15 protein-coding genes are annotated in these 15,646 nt (G+C 70.1%); 5 read left to right on the forward strand and 10 right to left on the reverse strand.

Annotated elements, in window-relative coordinates; all coding sequences use genetic code 11:
- Nucleotides 1-69: 69 nt before the first annotated feature.
- From GXW78_RS14680 to GXW78_RS14705, 6 genes are read right to left on the reverse strand one after another with little or no spacing between them, the layout of a single operon-like run.
- Entirely contained in the window at nucleotides 70-930 is an 861-nt protein-coding gene (locus GXW78_RS14680; RefSeq protein ID WP_211869582.1) for a glycosyltransferase family 2 protein, read from the reverse strand.
- Nucleotides 930-1,805, reverse strand: coding sequence for a glycosyltransferase family 2 protein (locus GXW78_RS14685; protein ID WP_211869583.1), 876 nt, complete (start codon nucleotides 1,803-1,805; stop codon nucleotides 930-932). Before GXW78_RS14685 ends, GXW78_RS14680 begins: the two co-directional genes overlap by 1 nt.
- Complete coding sequence (locus tag GXW78_RS14690; RefSeq protein ID WP_211869584.1) at nucleotides 1,802-2,902, reverse strand: glycosyltransferase; 1,101 nt, start codon at nucleotides 2,900-2,902, stop codon at nucleotides 1,802-1,804. The genes GXW78_RS14685 and GXW78_RS14690 overlap by 4 nt, the downstream gene beginning before the upstream one ends.
- Complete coding sequence (locus GXW78_RS14695) at nucleotides 2,899-3,969, reverse strand: glycosyltransferase family 4 protein (protein ID WP_211869585.1); 1,071 nt, start codon at nucleotides 3,967-3,969, stop codon at nucleotides 2,899-2,901. Before GXW78_RS14695 ends, GXW78_RS14690 begins: the two co-directional genes overlap by 4 nt.
- The gene (locus GXW78_RS14700; protein ID WP_211869586.1) at nucleotides 3,966-5,471 is read right to left on the reverse strand and encodes a flippase; all 1,506 of its coding nucleotides are present in this window, start codon (nucleotides 5,469-5,471) and stop codon (nucleotides 3,966-3,968) included. Before GXW78_RS14700 ends, GXW78_RS14695 begins: the two co-directional genes overlap by 4 nt.
- A 30-nt stretch (nucleotides 5,472-5,501) precedes the next feature.
- A complete protein-coding gene (locus GXW78_RS14705; RefSeq protein WP_211869587.1) occupies nucleotides 5,502-6,194 on the reverse strand; it encodes a sugar transferase in 693 nt (230 codons plus the stop codon).
- A 137-nt stretch (nucleotides 6,195-6,331) separates the two neighbouring features.
- Here GXW78_RS14705 and GXW78_RS14710 point away from each other — a divergent pair, with 137 nt between their 5' ends.
- Together GXW78_RS14710 and GXW78_RS14715 are read left to right on the forward strand one after the other, a co-directional pair.
- Entirely contained in the window at nucleotides 6,332-6,556 is a 225-nt protein-coding gene (locus tag GXW78_RS14710; RefSeq protein WP_211869588.1) for a hypothetical protein, read from the forward strand.
- 41 nt (nucleotides 6,557-6,597) lie between these two features.
- A complete protein-coding gene (locus tag GXW78_RS14715) occupies nucleotides 6,598-8,172 on the forward strand; it encodes a DUF6311 domain-containing protein (protein WP_211869589.1) in 1,575 nt (524 codons plus the stop codon).
- A 30-nt stretch (nucleotides 8,173-8,202) separates the two neighbouring features.
- Here GXW78_RS14715 and GXW78_RS14720 read toward each other — a convergent pair whose 3' ends face one another.
- On the reverse strand, nucleotides 8,203-9,237 hold the full coding sequence (locus GXW78_RS14720) for a glycosyltransferase family 2 protein (RefSeq protein ID WP_211869590.1): 1,035 nt from the start codon (nucleotides 9,235-9,237) through the stop codon (nucleotides 8,203-8,205).
- Between the two features lie 154 nt (nucleotides 9,238-9,391).
- Here GXW78_RS14720 and GXW78_RS14725 point away from each other — a divergent pair, with 154 nt between their 5' ends.
- From GXW78_RS14725 to GXW78_RS14735, 3 genes are read left to right on the forward strand one after another with little or no spacing between them, the layout of a single operon-like run.
- The gene (locus GXW78_RS14725; protein ID WP_211869591.1) at nucleotides 9,392-10,204 is read left to right on the forward strand and encodes an SDR family NAD(P)-dependent oxidoreductase; all 813 of its coding nucleotides are present in this window, start codon (nucleotides 9,392-9,394) and stop codon (nucleotides 10,202-10,204) included.
- Nucleotides 10,201-10,755, forward strand: coding sequence for a carboxymuconolactone decarboxylase family protein (locus GXW78_RS14730; RefSeq protein ID WP_211869592.1), 555 nt, complete (start codon nucleotides 10,201-10,203; stop codon nucleotides 10,753-10,755). The genes GXW78_RS14725 and GXW78_RS14730 overlap by 4 nt, the downstream gene beginning before the upstream one ends.
- Before the next feature lie 31 nt (nucleotides 10,756-10,786).
- A complete protein-coding gene (locus GXW78_RS14735; RefSeq protein WP_211869593.1) occupies nucleotides 10,787-11,770 on the forward strand; it encodes a Bug family tripartite tricarboxylate transporter substrate binding protein in 984 nt (327 codons plus the stop codon).
- A gap of 134 nt (nucleotides 11,771-11,904) precedes the next feature.
- Here GXW78_RS14735 and GXW78_RS14740 read toward each other — a convergent pair whose 3' ends face one another.
- The 3 genes from GXW78_RS14740 to GXW78_RS14750 all read right to left on the reverse strand — a co-directional run bounded on the left by GXW78_RS14740 (nucleotide 11,905) and on the right by GXW78_RS14750 (nucleotide 15,583).
- Nucleotides 11,905-12,642, reverse strand: coding sequence for a TorF family putative porin (locus GXW78_RS14740; protein ID WP_211869594.1), 738 nt, complete (start codon nucleotides 12,640-12,642; stop codon nucleotides 11,905-11,907).
- 291 nt (nucleotides 12,643-12,933) lie between these two features.
- Nucleotides 12,934-14,610 (reverse strand): thiamine pyrophosphate-binding protein, encoded by a 1,677-nt coding sequence (locus tag GXW78_RS14745; RefSeq protein ID WP_211869595.1) that lies wholly within the window; start codon nucleotides 14,608-14,610, stop codon nucleotides 12,934-12,936.
- A 10-nt stretch (nucleotides 14,611-14,620) separates the two neighbouring features.
- On the reverse strand, nucleotides 14,621-15,583 hold the full coding sequence (locus tag GXW78_RS14750; RefSeq protein ID WP_211869596.1) for a Bug family tripartite tricarboxylate transporter substrate binding protein: 963 nt from the start codon (nucleotides 15,581-15,583) through the stop codon (nucleotides 14,621-14,623).
- Nucleotides 15,584-15,646 lie beyond the last annotated feature (63 nt).

Raw genomic sequence — 15,646 nt, forward strand, 5'->3', positions numbered from 1 at the left:
TGCCGCTGCCCTGCAGGCTGCCCGGAGGCTGCTGCGCGCGTGGTCCGACCCGGGCGGCCTTGTGCGGCCCTACAATTCCAGGATGCGTTCCGGTGCCGCGCGGCCGCGCAGCAGATCCCACAAGCCCAGCATGTTGCCGCGGAAGCGACCCCGGCGATCCGCCCAGGGTTCCGGCTTCACGGAGCGCACGAGGTTGATCAGGCAGTGCCGCGCGGCGCTCGGGATGGCGTGGCTCCAGGGGAAGGTGCCTTTGCGCGCGAGATAGACCGGGTTGACCACCTGCGAGTAGCCGAGACGCAGCTGCGTCACGCGGCCGGACTTGGACCCCAGATGCACGCCGCGCGCGCCGGCGAGGCGAAGGATGGTGCCGTGCACGCCGAGCTGGCGCGAGACGTCGATATCCTCATACCAGCCGTAAAGCGGCAGACGTTCGTCGACGCGGATACCGTGCTCGCGCACCGTCGCCATACGGAAGGCCATGTTGCAGCCGTAGCCGTTGAAGTGCGGAGCGCTGGCGGTGGGGTCGGCGGGCGGGGTGTCGGCGGCGAGCAGCGCGGCGCCTTCCTCAAGCGAATATCCCGGCCCATTCGCGCCATCCGCGACGACCGTGCCGGTCGCGACGACCATGTCGGGATGCGCGACGAAGGCCGCTTCCAGCACCGCGAGGAAATCCGGCGCGCAGAGGAAATCGTCATCGAGGAACAGCACCACGTCGCAATCCGTCGCGGCATCTAGGATCGCGTTGCGCTGGCGCGGCAGGCCGGCCGGGGCGGTGATGAACTCGGCGCGGGTGCAGCCCGTGACGTCATCCGGCGTTACGTGGCACACGATGATGCGGTCGGGCTGGCGGGTCTGCCGACGCAGGTCCTCCAGCACGCCGGCCAGGATCGCCGGGCGCCCGCGCGTCGGGATGCCGATGGCGATGCGCATCACTCGATGTCCGTCAGCGGTGCGAGCACGGCGGGCTGGCGCGCTTCCGGCGCCATCATGCCGGCGAGCCGGCCGCGGAAGGTCATCCAGTAGTACCCGGCATTGTGCATCCGCCCGCGCAGCAGGCTGGCGGCGACGCCGCCGAGCGGGCGCATGAGGAAGGTCATGCGCGCACCGAGCGGCGCACCGTTCCGTTGCAGCGCGAAGCCAAGGCCGCGCCCGTAGCGTTCGGCGCGCTCGACCGCGACATCGGACAGCCGCTTGTCGGGATGGATGATGCGCAGCGCCGCGTCGTAGCGGGCGCCGAGACCCCGGGCCAGCGCGCGGCAGACCAGGTCGTTGCCCTCGGCGGATCCGAAGGGGCTGCCCGGCCCCATGCCTTCATCGAAGCCGCCCAGGGCCAGCGCCGTCTCGCCGCGCAGGAAGATGTTGAACTCGATGACGCTGGTCCAGACGGTCACGAGGTCGATCGGCCCGGTCTCCTCGCGCCAGCGGCCCGATCCAAGCCCGCCCTTCGGCGAGGCCGCCGGCCCGGTCAGCACATGCAGCTTGGGATCGGCGGTGAACGCTGCGTCCACGCTGTCCAGCACGCCCGGCGGATACAGGCAGTCATCGTCGGGAAAGGTGACGATCTCGCCACGCGCGTGGCGCAGGCCGAGGTTCCGCGCATGGTTCGCGTTGCGCACGGACGACCGCAGCCGCCGAAGCGTAACGCGCGAAGCATACGCCGCTTCGATCGGTCCCAGCCGGTCGTCGTCATTCTGATCGACGAGGATGACCTCGAAGTCCAACCGCCCCTGCGCCAGCAGTGTGTCCAGCAGTGCCGCGATATCCGCGTCACGTCCCAGCGTGGCGACGACGAGCGAGAACCTCATCGCCGCGCATCCTCGACCACGCGGCGCATCGCTGCGCGGAAGGCGGCGTGGCTGAAGCGTTCGGCATTGGCGCGGCACTCGGCGGGGGAGACCGCCAGCGCGTCGAAGGCGTTCACCGCGGTGATGATGGAATCGGCCGTCTGTTCCTCGAAGAACAGGCCGGTCTGGCCGGGCAGGATGATGTCGCGCGCGCCACCCTTGCCGAAGGCGATGACCGGCGTGCCGCAGGCCTGCGCCTCGACGGTCGCGATGCCGAAATCCTCCTCGGCGGCGAAGACGCAGGCGCGGGCGGTTTGGGTCAGGCGCACCAATTCCTCGGTGCCGAGGCGGCCGCGCAACTCGATATTCGCCGCGCCATTCGCTGCCGCGCGCACCTGCGGCGCATTCGGCCCGTCGCCGACGATGACCAGCCTGCGCTCCGGCATCCGGCGGAAGGCCTCGGCGATCAGCTCGATGCGCTTGTACGGAACCATGCGCGACGCGACGAGGAAGAAATCCTCCTTCGCCTCATGCAGCGCGAAGCGGTCCACATCGACCGGCGGATGCACGACGATGCTGTCGCGTCGCCACGCTTTGCGGATGCGCTCCCCGATATAGCTGGAATTCGCCACCACCACGTCCGGGTTCAGCGCGCTGGCGCGATCCCACAGGCGCATCCGATGCAGCAGGCGGCGGGTGTAGAGGCCCTTCAGCCCCGTCTCCATGCCCGCTTCGCGCAGATACTGGTGCTGCAAATCCCACGCATAGCGCATCGGGCTGTGCACGTAGCTGACATGAAGCTGTCCCGGCCCGGTCAGCACGCCTTTCGCGACAGCATGGGACGACGTCAGCACCAAATCGTAGCCGGACAGGTCCAATTGCTCGATCGCCAGCGGCATCAGCCCAAGGAACTTGCGGAAATGCTTCCGCGCGAAGGGCAGGCGCTGGATGAAGGTGGTCGTCACGGGCCTGCCGCGCAGGAAGCCGCGCTCGCCTTCCGCCATGAAGTCGCAGACGGCGAAGAGGTCCGCCTCCGGCCATTCGGCGATCAGCTGCTCGACGACACGCTCGGACCCCGCATAGGTGTCGAGCCATTCATGGACGATGGCGACCTTCATGCGCGCAGCCCCTGGATTTCCGCGAGCAACGCACGCGCCGCCGCATCCCAGGTGAAGCCCCGGGCGCGCTTCAGCCCGGCGTCTCGCATGCCATCGCGCAAGCCAGTCTCCTCGATCAGTCGCAACAGGGCGTCGCGCAGCGTCTCGGGCCGCGCGGGGTCGAACCACAGGGCGGCCTCGCCGCAGACTTCCGGCACCGCGCCGGCATGGGCCGCCACCACGGCGCAGCCGCAGGTCATCGCCTCCAGCGGCGGCAGGCCGAAGCCTTCGTAGCGGGACGGGAAGATCAGGCAGAGCGCGTTCTCGTAGAGCGTCCGCAACTCCGCGTCGGTCACGCGGCCGAGCACGCGCGCCGCCTCCGCAGCCACGCCCCCGCCGGCGCGGAACACCGCCGGGTCTGCGGCGCCGGCGACCGCGAGCGTCAACCCGTGTTCCCCCAACGCCTCCGCCGCGGCCGTCAGCGCCGACAAATTCTTGTGCGCCGCCGGATTGCCGACGACGAGCGCATAGCGCCCCGGTTCCAGCCCGTGCTTGCCGAGCACCGCGCCGTCTGCGGGGATGCGCAGCACATGCTCGCCGCCTTCCGGCAGCACGCCGATGCGCGCCGCATCGATGCCGAGCGCCGCCGCGATCCGGCCGCGCGAGAACTCCGACACCGTCAGGATACGCGCGCCGCCGCGCGCCAGCCGCTTCTGCAGCAGCCGGTACCAGGTGCGGAAGGCCAAGGAGTATGATTCCGGCGTGTCGAAGGCGCCGGCGTCATGGATGACCACGGCCTGCCGCGCGCGGGCGAAGACCGGCGCGGTGTTCCCAAGGTTCAGCAGCACATCGCCCGCCAGCGCGCGCGGCAGGTCGATCTGTTCCCAGGCCTGCCCGCCGCGGCGGCCGACCGCCTCAGCATGGAAGGATGCCAGCCCGGCATCGCGCGCCCCGGCGGGATGCAGCACCCGCGCCGCCGGCCAATCGCCCCGCGCGGCCAGCGCATCCGCCGCCGCGACGATCTCCGTCGCGAAGCGCTGCACGCCCGTCATGCCCTGGGTGAGATACCGTCCGTTGATCGCAATCATGCCAGCCGCACCCGCCGTAGCAGCATGGTGCGATCCTCCTCCGGCGCGATGCGCCAGCCCAGCAGGGCCACAGCGCCGAAGGTCGCGACCCCCAGCAGGATCGGCAGCACATAGCCCGGCGAGACCACCATAAGCGCCAGCCCCGCACCGGCCACCGCCAGGAGCGGGAGCAGCGATCGCCCGGCCTCGGCCGCGGGCGGGTAATACCGCGCCGCCAGCAGGAACCGCCCCGCGCAATCCGTCGCCGCGCGCGCTACCCAGGCGATCGCCGCGCCCTCGATCCCGATCACCAGCAACAGCGCCGCGCCCAACGGCAGGAACACCGCCGCCTGGATCAGCGAGAAGGTCGCCGTCACCTCCGGCTTCCCGATCGCGTCCAGCAAGATGCCTGGCACGAAGGCGAGGCAGGAGAAGAAGATCCCGACGCCGAGAATCCGCAGCACCAGCCCGCCGCCATCCGCGAAGGCGGTGCCGAGCCACAGCCACAGCAGCCAATGTGCCAGCGCGACGAGCACCAGGCAGGCGGGCAGCACCAGCCCCGCCACGATCAGCGCGCCGCGGCGCAGCAGCAGCACGGTGCGCTCGGGCGAGGAGCGGTAGGACGACGCGATGGCCGGCATCAGCGCCTGCGCCACCGCCACGGGCAGGATCCACATGCGCATGACGAGGTCGAGCGGTGTCGCATAGAAGGCCACCGCCGTCAGCCCGATCAGCGCCCCGATCAGGAAGCGATCCGCATACAGAAGCATCTGGGTCAGCGCGCCCGACAGGCTCATCCACCCGCCCTGGCGCAGCAGCGGCCGCAGCAGCCCGAAGCGGGGCCGCGCCAGCCCCAACCCCGGCACATCCCGCCACGCCAGCGCGGCATAGGCCAGCCCGCTGACGAGGCGCACCAGCACCAGCGCCACCATCACGCCGACCAGGCTGTCCCACGCCATCAGCGCCAGCACCGGGCCGAGATAGTAGAAGACGCTCACCGGCATGTTGACGATGTTCGCCGCCCGGAACCGCTGCCATGCGGCGAGCACGCCCCACAGCGCCGCGTTCAGCACCACCAGCGGCGCGGCGGCCGCCAACACGCGGAACGCCGCCAGCGCCTCGGCTTCCAACCCCGGCGGCACAATTAGTATCCGTCCGATCAGCAGCGGCATGAAGGTGTAGGCGAGGGCGGCCATGATCGAGGACAATCCCAGCAGCGCCCAGATCGTGGCGCCCACCAGGGCCGGCGCGTCACGTCCGCGCCCTTCGCCGATCGCCTCCGACACCGCCCGCGTCAGCGCCATGCCGAGGCCCAGGTCGAACACCCCAAAGATGCCCACCATGGCCAGCGCGAGGGTGAACAACCCCCAGCGATCCGTGCCCAGCAGATGCACCAGCACCGGCGTAATCGCCAGCGCGACGATCAGCGGAACGCCGCGCCCCAACGCGTTCCACACCACCCCGGAAACGAGGCGGCGTCCGCCGGCCCGGTCTTCCGGGCCCTCGGACGCCGTAGCGGTCATCGAATGGAACCCCTGGTTAGCCCCGGGGGATTAGCACGCACCGCGGCGGGACAGCACCGCCACCGGAGTCTTGATCAGGATCCGCATGTCCGCCATCAGCGACGGCTGCGAGACATAGGCCACATCAAGCGCGACGCGCTGGTCGTAGGAAGTCTCGGAGCGGCCCGACACCTGCCACAGGCCGGTGATGCCCGGGCGGACCGTCACGTAGTGCGCGGCAGCCGCGCCGTAGTAGCTGTCCAGCTCCGACTGCGTGACCGGGCGAGGGCCGACGATCGCCATCTCGCCAAGCAGCACGTTGATCAGCTGCGGCAGCTCGTCCAGCGAGGTGGCGCGCAGGAAGCGCCCGGTGCGGGTGATGCGCGGGTCGTTCTTCAGCTTGCGCGTCGTCTCCCATTCCTCCCGTGCCGCGGGGTCGGAGGCGAGCAGCGCTTCGAGCCGCGCTTGGCTGTCCACGACCATCGAGCGGAACTTGAGGCAGCCGAAGATACGGCCGTCCCGACCGACGCGGGGATGCGCATAGAACGCCGGACCGCCATCGGCCCGTACCAGCAGGGAGACGACTAGGAAGAAGGGGGCGGCGAAGAGCAGCGCGGCCGCGGCGATCGCGACATCCGCCGCGCGCTTCACGACCGGCGTGAAGCCGATGACGGGACGGACGCCCGAAACGACGCCGGCGACGGCGCCATGGGGGGGGAGGGGACCAACCGGAACGCTGGACATCGGTGTCAGCAACCTTCTGGATGTCGCGCCGCCGGCGGGGGCCGGCAACGACCAAGGTGGATCACTCGGGGTCGGGCGCCGTTCCCCCTACGGGAAGACGACAAAACCGGCCCTTCGGTTCACCGTGAAAGTGACCCTTGGCGCTGTCGGATTTGGGACGTGGTTGCGGCGCAATTGTGGCGACGCAGCATCCGGATGCGGGATTTTCTGCTGGAATTTCAGGGGGTCAGCCGGCGTTGTCCGGCTGCCTGCCCCCGTTGCGGCTCATTCGCCCTGTCGGCAAGCGCTCGGTAGCCATTGATTTTGCGCGCATCGTCGCGCATCGCGATGGCGTCGGCCCGATTGCGGAGTACGAATCCTGACCCCCAAGCTCGACGCCGTCCTGTCATACGCCTTCGCCGCATTGCTCGGCGCGACGCTGGTCGCCACGACCTTCCCGCCGGACTTCCTGCTGCCCCGGGCGGGCGGCCCCTGGGCGCCGCAGGGCGATGCCGCGCAGCACGCCATCGCGCAGCGCTACTTCATCGGCGATGCGTGGCGCTGGCCGTTGCTGCAGGTGGGCAACATGCTGCCGCCCGACGGCTTCAACCTCGCCTTCGCCGATGGCATCCCGTTGCTTGCCTTGCCGCTCAAGCTGCTGCGCAGCGTGCTGCCGGAGGGATTCCACGGCATCGGCCTCTGGTATGGCATTGCCTGGCTGATGCAGCCCGTCGCCGCGGTGTGGTGCCTGCGGGGGGCCGGCGAGAAGCGGCTGGTGCCGGCCATCGGGGTTGCGCTCGCGGCCTCCGCCATGCCGGCCTTCATCAACCGCTACGGCCACGCCGCGCTGACAGGGCATTTCACGTTGCTGGTCGGGCTCGGGCTGTATCTGCGCCTTGTCCGCGCAGGTTCATGGTGGCTGTGGATGGCGGCGGTGCTGGCATCGGCCGCGACGCTGCTGATCCATCCTTATCTGGCGGCCATGGTGCTCGCGCTGCTCGGTGCCGTGCCGCTGACGGTTCTGCTGCGCGGGGATCGCGGCTGGTTCGTCGCCGGACTCGGCGTCCTCGCCTGCGCCGCGGCTGTCGGGGCGTCCATGGCGGCGCTCGGCTATCTCGGCGCGGCGGGGGATGGCGGGTATGGGTCATACGCGCTGAATGTGCTCTCGCCGGTCTGGCCTTATCGGTCGCTGGTCCTCGGTGGGTTCGCGGGGCAGGAGATCGATGCGACCGGGCACGGCGGTTGGGAGGGCTACAATTGGCTCGGCCTGGGCCTGCTCGTGGGTCTCGTTGCCGCGCTGCTGCTGGCGCCACGGGATCTGTTGCGCATGCTGCGCCGTCATGCCGGGCTTGCGATCGTCCTGGCCGGGCTGACGCTGCTCGCTGTCTCATTTCGCGTCGGGCTCGGTGACGCCATCGTGCTCGACCTCGGCACGCCGCCGGGGTTCCTCGAGCAGTTCCGCGCTTCCGGGCGCTTCTTCTGGCCGGTGGGCACCGCGCTGCTGGTCGGCACGGTCGCGCTGCTGGCGCGGTTGCGGCCGCCGCGCCTCGCGGCCTTTGCCGTGCTGGGGCTAGGGCTGCTGCAATTCGCCGATGCCCAGCCGAACCGCACCGCGATCCGTGACTGGGCCCAGGCCCGCACGCCATGGACCGTCGATGCACCCGCCCTGCGCCGGCTGCTTGCCGAGGCCGACCGCCTGACTTTGCTCCCGACTTGGCTCTGCGTGCCGAAGCCGGACGTACGCGACGATCACGCGCGGCAACTGCAGGTGCTGAGCCTCGCCGCGGAACGGCCAGTGCCGGCGAACACCATGTATCTGGCGCGCTGGCGCGGTGACCGGCCGCGCTGCGACGACACGGCAGCGATCGCGGCGCCGCTCGCCCCCGGCGAGTTGCGCGTCATCCTGCCCGGTGCGCGTGAGGCGGCGCTGGCGGGGATGCCCGAAGCGGCGACGGCCTGCGCCGATGTGGGCGAATTGCTCGTTTGTCGGAGACGGTGATCGGGAAGGGGCGCCGCCGCATCCCGAACCCTACCCCGCCAAAGACCGAAGGGCCTTTGGAAACCCGGCCTTGGTGCTCGGCGCCGCGGGCGGACCTGATGATCCGACCCCGTCCATCCGGCTCGGCGCATACCGCTCCGTGAAGTACAGCGGCCGCTGCTTCGTCTCGTTGAAGATGCGCCCGAGATACTCTCCGATGATCCCCAGCATCATCATCTGCACCCCGCCGAGGAACAGCACGACGGCCAGAAGGCTGGGATAGCCGGCGACCGGGTTCCCGAAGAAAAAGGTGCGGAACAGAAGCTGCGCGAGATAAGCCACCGCGGCCACGGACGTGACGAGCCCGACATAGGTCGCCACCTTCAATGGCGCGACCGTGAAGGAGGTGATCCCCTCCAGCGAGAAGTTCCACAGCTTCCAGTAGTTCCACTTCGTCGTGCCGGCCGCGCGCGGCGCGCGGTCATAGCGCACGGCCCTGGATGGGAATCCGATCCAGGCGAAGAGCCCCTTCATGAAGCGGTGCTGCTCGCGCAGCTTCAACAGGGCATCGATGGCCCGCCGGGACATCAGGCGGAAGTCGCCGGTGTCGGGCGGCAGCTGCACCTTCCCGCCCAGGCGTTGCATCAGGCGGTAGAAGCCGGCGGCCGTCGCCTTCTTCACCCAGGTCTCGCCCTCGCGCGTGTTGCGCTGGGCATAGACGACGTCGAAGCCCTCCCGCCAGGTCTCGATCAGCGCCGGGATCAGCTCGGGCGGGTCCTGCAGGTCGGCGTCGATGACGACGATCGCCTCACTGCCGCGCGCATGGTCCAGCCCCGCGGTCAGCGCGATCTCCTTCCCGAAGTTGCGGGAAAGATTGACGATGGCGACGCGCGGGTCGGCCGCCTGCAGCCCGGTCATCACCGACAGCGTGGTGTCGCGGGAGCCATCGTTCACATAGACGACCTCCCACTCCATGCCGATGGCGACCAGCGCTTCGGCCAGGCGGCGATGGAACTCGGGCAGGACCTCCTGCTCGTTGTAGGCTGGGACGACGACGGACAGGGCAGGCGCGGCTTCACTCATCATGGGGCATCCCGGTGGGCCGATGGCTGGCCCGCATGAAGGCACGAGGAACAGCACTCATCGGGCCGAATCAAGGCATTGATCCCCCCGCCGTCGCCAATCCGGGCGAAACCGCGTAAGCCCGCGGGTAAGTGCCGCAACGGAATATGGAGGAAGCGTGCTCGATCTCACAGGCAAGGCCGCCATCGTGACGGGGGCGGGTTCGGTCGGTCCGGGCTGGGGCAATGGCAAGGCTGCAGCCGTGCTGCTGGCGCGCCAGGGTGCCGCCGTCTTCTGCATCGACAACAACCCCGAGGCGGTTGCCGAGACGGTCGGCATCATCGCCAAGGAGGGCAATCGCGCCGTTGCCCACACGGCCGACGTGACCGACAGCGACGCGGTGAAGGCCGCCATCGAGGCCGCGGTCGCCGCCTTCGGCCGGCTCGACATCCTTGTGAACAATGTCGGCGGCTCCGCGCCGGGCAGCGCCGAATCCATGAGCGAGGAGGTCTGGGACCGCCAGTTCGACATCAACCTGCGCAGCGCGTTTCTCGGCTGCAAGCACGCCATGCCGCATTTGCGGGCGCAGAAGACGGCGGCGATCGTCAACATCGCCTCGATCGCCGCGCTGAGGATGTCCGGCGACCGGCCGCACATCGCCTATTCCGCGTCCAAGATGGGCATCATCGGGCTGTCGAAGTCGGTCGCCATGGACCAGGCCCGGCACGGCGTCCGCTGCAACACCGTCATCCCCGGGCTGATGAACACGCCGTTGGTGGAGAACCGGCTGCTGCGCCAGCTCGGCGCCAATGACGCGGCGACGCTGATCGCGAAGCGCGACGCGCAGGTGCCCACCGGCAAGATGGGCACCGGCTGGGACGTGGCGCATGCGGTGCTGTTCCTCGCCTCGGACGAGGCCGCCTACATCACCGGGACCGAGATCATCGTCGATGGCGGGATGTCCGCCATGATGCCGGGAGCTTCCGCATGAGCACGCGCTTTCCCCCCATTCCGCGCGAGCAACTCGACGACGCGCAGCGGGCGGTGTTCGACGCCATCGTGTCCGGCCCGCGCGGCCAGGTCTCGGGGCCCTTCAACGTACTGCTGCGCGCGCCGGTCGCGGGCGATGCCGCGCAGCGGCTCGGCGCCAGCCTGCGCTTCTCCGGCCTGCTGGACGACCGGTTGCGGGAAATCGCGATCTGCACCGTCTCCCGCCGCTGGTCGGCGCAGTATGAATGGTTCGCCCACCACCCGATCGCGGTGAAGGCGGGCGTCGATCCGGCGGCGCTGGAACGGCTGCGCCAGGGCGAGGACCCGCGCTTCGCCGATGCGGCCGAACAACTCGTCTGGCGCCTGTCGCGCACGGTGCTGGAGCACGGACGACTGAACGACGCCGAGTTCGCCGAAGGGCGGGAGGCGCTGGGCGAGGCGCGGCTTGTCGAGCTGCTGGTCGTGCTCGGCTACTACACGCTGCTCTCCTTCGTGCTCAATGTCGGGGAGGTGCCGGTGCCTGACCCGAGGCCCTTCCCCGAAGCGACCTGAACTGAACGATGCGTCACCGGAGGAAACGACAATGAACATCCAGCTATCGCGCCGGTCGCTGCTCGGCGCTGGGGTTGGCACGCTCGCCGCGCCGGGCATCGCCTGGGCTCAGGGCAGCCTGGCGGGTAAGACCATCACGCTCGTCGTGCCGTCGCCGGCCGGCGGCGGCACGGATTTCTCGGCCCGCCTGGTCGCCGAGCCCTTCGGCCGCGCGCTCGGCGCGACGATGGTGGTCGAGAACCGGCCGGGCGGGAACGACGTGGTCGGGCTGCAATCCGTGCTGCGCGCGCCGGCGGACGGTACGACATTGCTCTGCGGCTACTGCGCCACCATGACGGCGCGGCCCGCGATCGGCGGCATCGGGGAGATCCAGCCGATCCGCGACTTCCAGGCGGTCGGGCAGATCACCGACACGCCGCAGCTGTTCGTCACCCATCCCTCGGTGCCGGCAACCGACCTGCGGTCCTTCATCGCGCTGGCCAAGCAACGGCCGGGGCAGTTGAACTATGCCTCGGCCGGCAGCGGGTCGATGCACCACATGGGCACGGAGTATCTGAAGCATCGCGCCGGGATCGACCTGGTCCATGTGCCCTATCGCGGCACCGGAGAGACGATCCGCGACCTGATCGCGGGACGCATCCAGTTCTACATGAACTCGCCGCCGCCGCTGACGCCGCTGGTGCGCGACGGGCAGTTGCGTGCCCTCTGCGTCAGTTCGAACGAGCGGCATCCGGGCCTCCCGGACGTGCCCTCCGCGGCTGAGCAGGGCATGCCGGATCTGGGGCTGAATGTGTGGTTCGCGGTGTTCGCCCCGCGCGGCGTGCCGGCGGGACAGGTGGCGATGCTGTCGGAGAAGCTGCGCGAGGTGCTGGCGGACCAGGGCATCCGCGATCGCGCCTTCGCCGCCGGCGCGCTTGTCGCACCGAGCACTGCCGAGGCGCTCGCAGACCGGGTGGCACGGGAGACGGAGAGCTGGCGGCAGATCGCTCGGACGGCGAACATCACGGCAGGGTAGACGCCGTCACCTTCTGCCCGCGAAGAGGAGCGGCCCGGGGCTTCTGCCTCGGGCCGCAAGGCTCGAGTGTGGTCACACGGCCAGTCGCCGCCGGTGCCACGACGCGAAAGCCGCGGCGCCGGCACCGAGATCAGCTAGAACGTCCAGCTTACCGAGGCGATGAAGCGGTTGTCGCAGATCTTTAGCCCGCCGCATTCCGCTTCGCTGATGTTCGTGCCGTAGAACCCGACGGCCGCCGAGAAGCCGAGCGCGATCGGCACGGTGGCGTAGATGCTGTAGGCGAAGTAGTCGGGCGCGCCGAAGCGGGCGTTCCGCTCGATCCACTGGTAGCCCACGCGGCCTGACAGCGTGATGTCGAGGATCGGGAGCTTCACGTCGAGGCCCGTTTCGAGCCACCAGCCGGTGCCGGAGGAGCCGAAGAAGTCCGGCGACCAGGCGGCGGTGCCGACGAAGGTCACCGGCTCCAGCTCATACTTCAGCTTTAGGATGGTTTCGAAGAAGGCGATGTCGTACTGGCCCGGCTGCGCGGTGTAGCCCGGGTAGCTGTAGTAGACGGCGCCGACGTCGAAGCTGAAGCTGTCGATGGTGTGGCGGAAGCCGCCGATGGCATCGACCTCTTGCCGCGCATTGGTGTTCGGGAAGGCGACGTTGCTCGCGAAGGTGCCGATGTAGAAGCCGGACTCGTGTGACAGTTCCAGGGCACCCTGGATGGCCGGCCGGCTGCGTGTCTGGCTGATGTTGCGGAACACGTAGTCGCTGGTGGCGGTGGCGGTTCCGGTGATGGAGAAGCCCGCGCCGAGGTCGACCTGTGCGGCGGCCGGGCTGGCCAGCAGGCCAAGCCCCAGGGCGAGGGTGGCGATCTTCCTGAACATGAACCTTCGGTTCCTTCTCTGCGCCCGTGGCGATGGCCGGCGCCGTGATGGCGACGGGACGCGTAACGGTTCAGCAAGCCCTGTGCCGCTGTGGAGCGAGCTGATCACCGGATGGGCAATGTGTTGCGAAAATACTACGGCGGCCCGGCGCCACCGGATGCGGGGCTGGCCGCGCGCGGCATCGGGCAGCAGCGCGTAGAGCCGCCATGGGCGATTGGCGGCTGCGGCGCAAAGACGAAGGGCGGCGCCGGTGCCCCGGGGCCGCCCTTCGAATGGGTCGATGCGCCGCCGTCAGGCCGGCAGCGGCATGGCCCGCTTGCGCCAGGCCGAGGCCTGTACCGCCGAGGACTTCACATGCACGACGACGGGGCGGTCCGTCACGGCGAAGGCCGCGGCCAGCATCGGCTCGATGTCGTCCTCGCTTTGGATGTCGAAGGCCGCGGCGCCGAAGGACTTGGCCCAGGCGACGAAATCCGGGTTCACCAGGCTGATCGCCCTGTCGTAGGAGCGCCCCGGGTAGCGGACCTCATGGTGCATGCCGATCGTGCCGTAGTGCGAGTTGTCCGACAGGATGATCACCGGCGCGACGCCTTCCCGCATGGCGGTTGCGATCTCGTTGCCGGTCATCAGGATCCCGCCGTCGCCGACGAAGGCGACCGCCCGCTTGCCGGTGCGCCGCAGCGCCGCCGCCACCGCCATCGGCACCGCGGAGCCCATGGCGCCTACATTTGAGGCAAGGAACATGTGGCTCTGCTTGAACGGGAAGTAGCGGTGCAGGAAGGAGGAGAAGTTGCCGGCGTCCGAGGTGACGGCCGCATCGGCCGGGATGTGGCGGGACATGGCGGCGCAGACGGCGCCGAAATTGACGCCATCCTCCATCTTGTCCCATTCTGGGGCCAGCAGGCCGCGATGGATGGTGTTCAGCCCCTTCACCCACGCCTTGCGCGCTTCGCTCGCCTCCGGCGCGTTGCGCGCCAGCAGGGCACGGATCACGGCATGCGGATCGGCCGCGATGGGCAGGTCGACGCGCCAGACGCGGCCGATCTCGTTGGCGTCCGGCCACACCTGCACCAGCGGGAGCTGCGGCTGCGGCGCGGCAGGGAAGGTATAGGACTGGCTGATGCTGTCCGAGAGGCGCTCGCCCAGGCAGATCATCAGGTCCGACTTCTTCATCTCGTCCAGCAGCGGCTTGGGCACGCGGATGCCCATGTAGCCGCCGTAGTTGGGATGGTTGGCGTCGAACAGATGCGGGCGGCGATGCGTCGGGCTGATCGGCAGGGTCCAGGCCTCGGCGAGGCGCGTGAGGTCCGCCAGCGCCTGGTCCCCGCCGGCAGCCATCGCACCGCCGACCAGCACCAGCGGGCGCTCGGCATTGGCGAGCATCTCGGCGAGCTGGTCGAGGTCGTCGCTGCGCGGCCCCGCCTTCGGCAGGGGGGAGGGCTTCACCACCGGCCCCTCGGCGGGCAGATCGAAGATGTCCTCGGGCAGGATGACGGCGACCGGGCCCGGCGTCCCGGACTGCGCGAGGTGGAAGGCGCGGGCGATCACCTCGCTCGCCTGGATCGGCTGCATGACCTCGAGCACGCCCTTGGTCACGTCGGACAGCAGGCGGGCGTAGTTCTGTTCCTGCAGCGCGCCGCGGCCGACGTCCTTGCGCTCGACATGGCCGATCAGTGCAACCAGCGGCGTTGCGTCGTGATAGGCAGTGTGCAGCGCGATCATCGCGTTGGTCACGCCGGGCCCGCGGGAGACGAGCACGACGCCGGCGCGCCCGTCGCGCATCCGCCCGTCGGCGGCGGCCATGAAGCCCGCGCCGCCCTCATGCCGGCAGACCACGAGGCGGATGCTCGGCACGTCGGTCAGCGCATCGGTCAGGCCGAGATAGGATTCGCCCGGCACGCAGTAGATGATGTCGACATCGTGTGCGGCGAGGCTCTCGGCCAGGAGGCGGCCGACGGTGCGGGTCATGGGGCGTTCCTTATTGCGGTTGGAGACCGGCGGCGCGGACCAGCGGCGCGAAGGCCGCGAGTTCGTCACGGATGAAGGCAGTGTAGCTTTCGGGCGTGGTGTCGGGCGGCGCGCCGCCCAGTTCCTCGAGCCGCGCGCGCGTCGGCGGATCGTTCAGCACGGCGCGCAACTCGGTCGACAGGCGCTGCACGACCGGCGCAGGCAGGCCGGCGGGCCCGGAAATGCCGAACCAGGCATAGGAGACGACGTCGAGCCCACCCTCGCGCAGCGTCGGCAGTTCGGCGAAGCTGTCGGCGCGTTCGGCGCCGCTGACGGCCAGCGCCCGGAGCGCGCCCGAGCGCACATGCGGCCCGCAGGAGGGCAGGCTGTCGAGCATCGCCGGCACCACGCCGCCCATCAGGTCGGTCAGCGCCGGGCCGGCGCCGCGATACGGGATGCTTTCCGTCCGCACGCCGAGCGCCATGGCGAGGCGCACGCCCGCGAGATGGGACGAGGTGCCGACGCCGGCGACGGCGAAGCGGATCTCGCCGGCCGTCCGGGCCGCCGCGGCGAAATCCCCGAGGTTCCGATACGGGCTGGCCGGGTTGACCAGCAGCACGGAAGGCGAGCGCGCGATCATTCCGACATGGGTGAAGTCGCGGAGCGCGTCATACGGAATGTTCGGATAGAGCGCGGGGGAGACCCCGTGCGAGGTGGAGGAGGAGACGAGCAGCGTCAGCCCGTCCGGTTCGGCGCGCGCGACCTGCTGCGCGCCGAGCGTCGCACCGGCGCCCGCCCGGTTCTCCGTGACGACCGGCTGGCCGAGCCGCGCGCCGAGCCTTTCCGCGACGATGCGACCGACGACGTCGGTGGTGCCGCCCGGTGCGAAGGGGACGATCAGGCGGACCGGCCGCGCGGGCCATGGTGTCTGCGCAATGGCGGGGCGCACCAGCAGCGGCAGGGTGGCCAGCGCGAGGTGACGACGGGCGATCATGGATAGGCGTTCCTCAGTCCCTGGCACGCATCCTGCCGCATCCCGCCGTCACCGCAAGCCAGC

Origin of the sequence: Neoroseomonas terrae (assembly GCF_018129025.1) — a bacterium.
Taxonomy (GTDB): domain Bacteria; phylum Pseudomonadota; class Alphaproteobacteria; order Acetobacterales; family Acetobacteraceae; genus Neoroseomonas; species Neoroseomonas terrae.

What these genes read in the sequence shown, in the direction of transcription:
- GXW78_RS14685 (WP_211869583.1), bottom strand. Translation starts at nt 1,805, where the DNA reads ATGAGGTTCTCGCTCGTCGTCGCCACGCTGGGACGTGACGCGGATATC.
- GXW78_RS14735 (WP_211869593.1), top strand. Translation starts at nt 10,787, where the DNA reads ATGAACATCCAGCTATCGCGCCGGTCGCTGCTCGGCGCTGGGGTTGGC.
- GXW78_RS14700 (WP_211869586.1), bottom strand. Translation starts at nt 5,471, where the DNA reads ATGACCGCTACGGCGTCCGAGGGCCCGGAAGACCGGGCCGGCGGACGC.
- GXW78_RS14720 (WP_211869590.1), bottom strand. Translation starts at nt 9,237, where the DNA reads ATGATGAGTGAAGCCGCGCCTGCCCTGTCCGTCGTCGTCCCAGCCTAC.
- GXW78_RS14750 (WP_211869596.1), bottom strand. Translation starts at nt 15,583, where the DNA reads ATGATCGCCCGTCGTCACCTCGCGCTGGCCACCCTGCCGCTGCTGGTG.
- GXW78_RS14730 (WP_211869592.1), top strand. Translation starts at nt 10,201, where the DNA reads ATGAGCACGCGCTTTCCCCCCATTCCGCGCGAGCAACTCGACGACGCG.
- GXW78_RS14695 (WP_211869585.1), bottom strand. Translation starts at nt 3,969, where the DNA reads ATGATTGCGATCAACGGACGGTATCTCACCCAGGGCATGACGGGCGTG.
- GXW78_RS14745 (WP_211869595.1), bottom strand. Translation starts at nt 14,610, where the DNA reads ATGACCCGCACCGTCGGCCGCCTCCTGGCCGAGAGCCTCGCCGCACAC.
- GXW78_RS14680 (WP_211869582.1), bottom strand. Translation starts at nt 930, where the DNA reads ATGCGCATCGCCATCGGCATCCCGACGCGCGGGCGCCCGGCGATCCTG.
- GXW78_RS14705 (WP_211869587.1), bottom strand. Translation starts at nt 6,194, where the DNA reads ATGTCCAGCGTTCCGGTTGGTCCCCTCCCCCCCCATGGCGCCGTCGCC.
- GXW78_RS14740 (WP_211869594.1), bottom strand. Translation starts at nt 12,642, where the DNA reads ATGTTCAGGAAGATCGCCACCCTCGCCCTGGGGCTTGGCCTGCTGGCC.
- GXW78_RS14690 (WP_211869584.1), bottom strand. Translation starts at nt 2,902, where the DNA reads ATGAAGGTCGCCATCGTCCATGAATGGCTCGACACCTATGCGGGGTCC.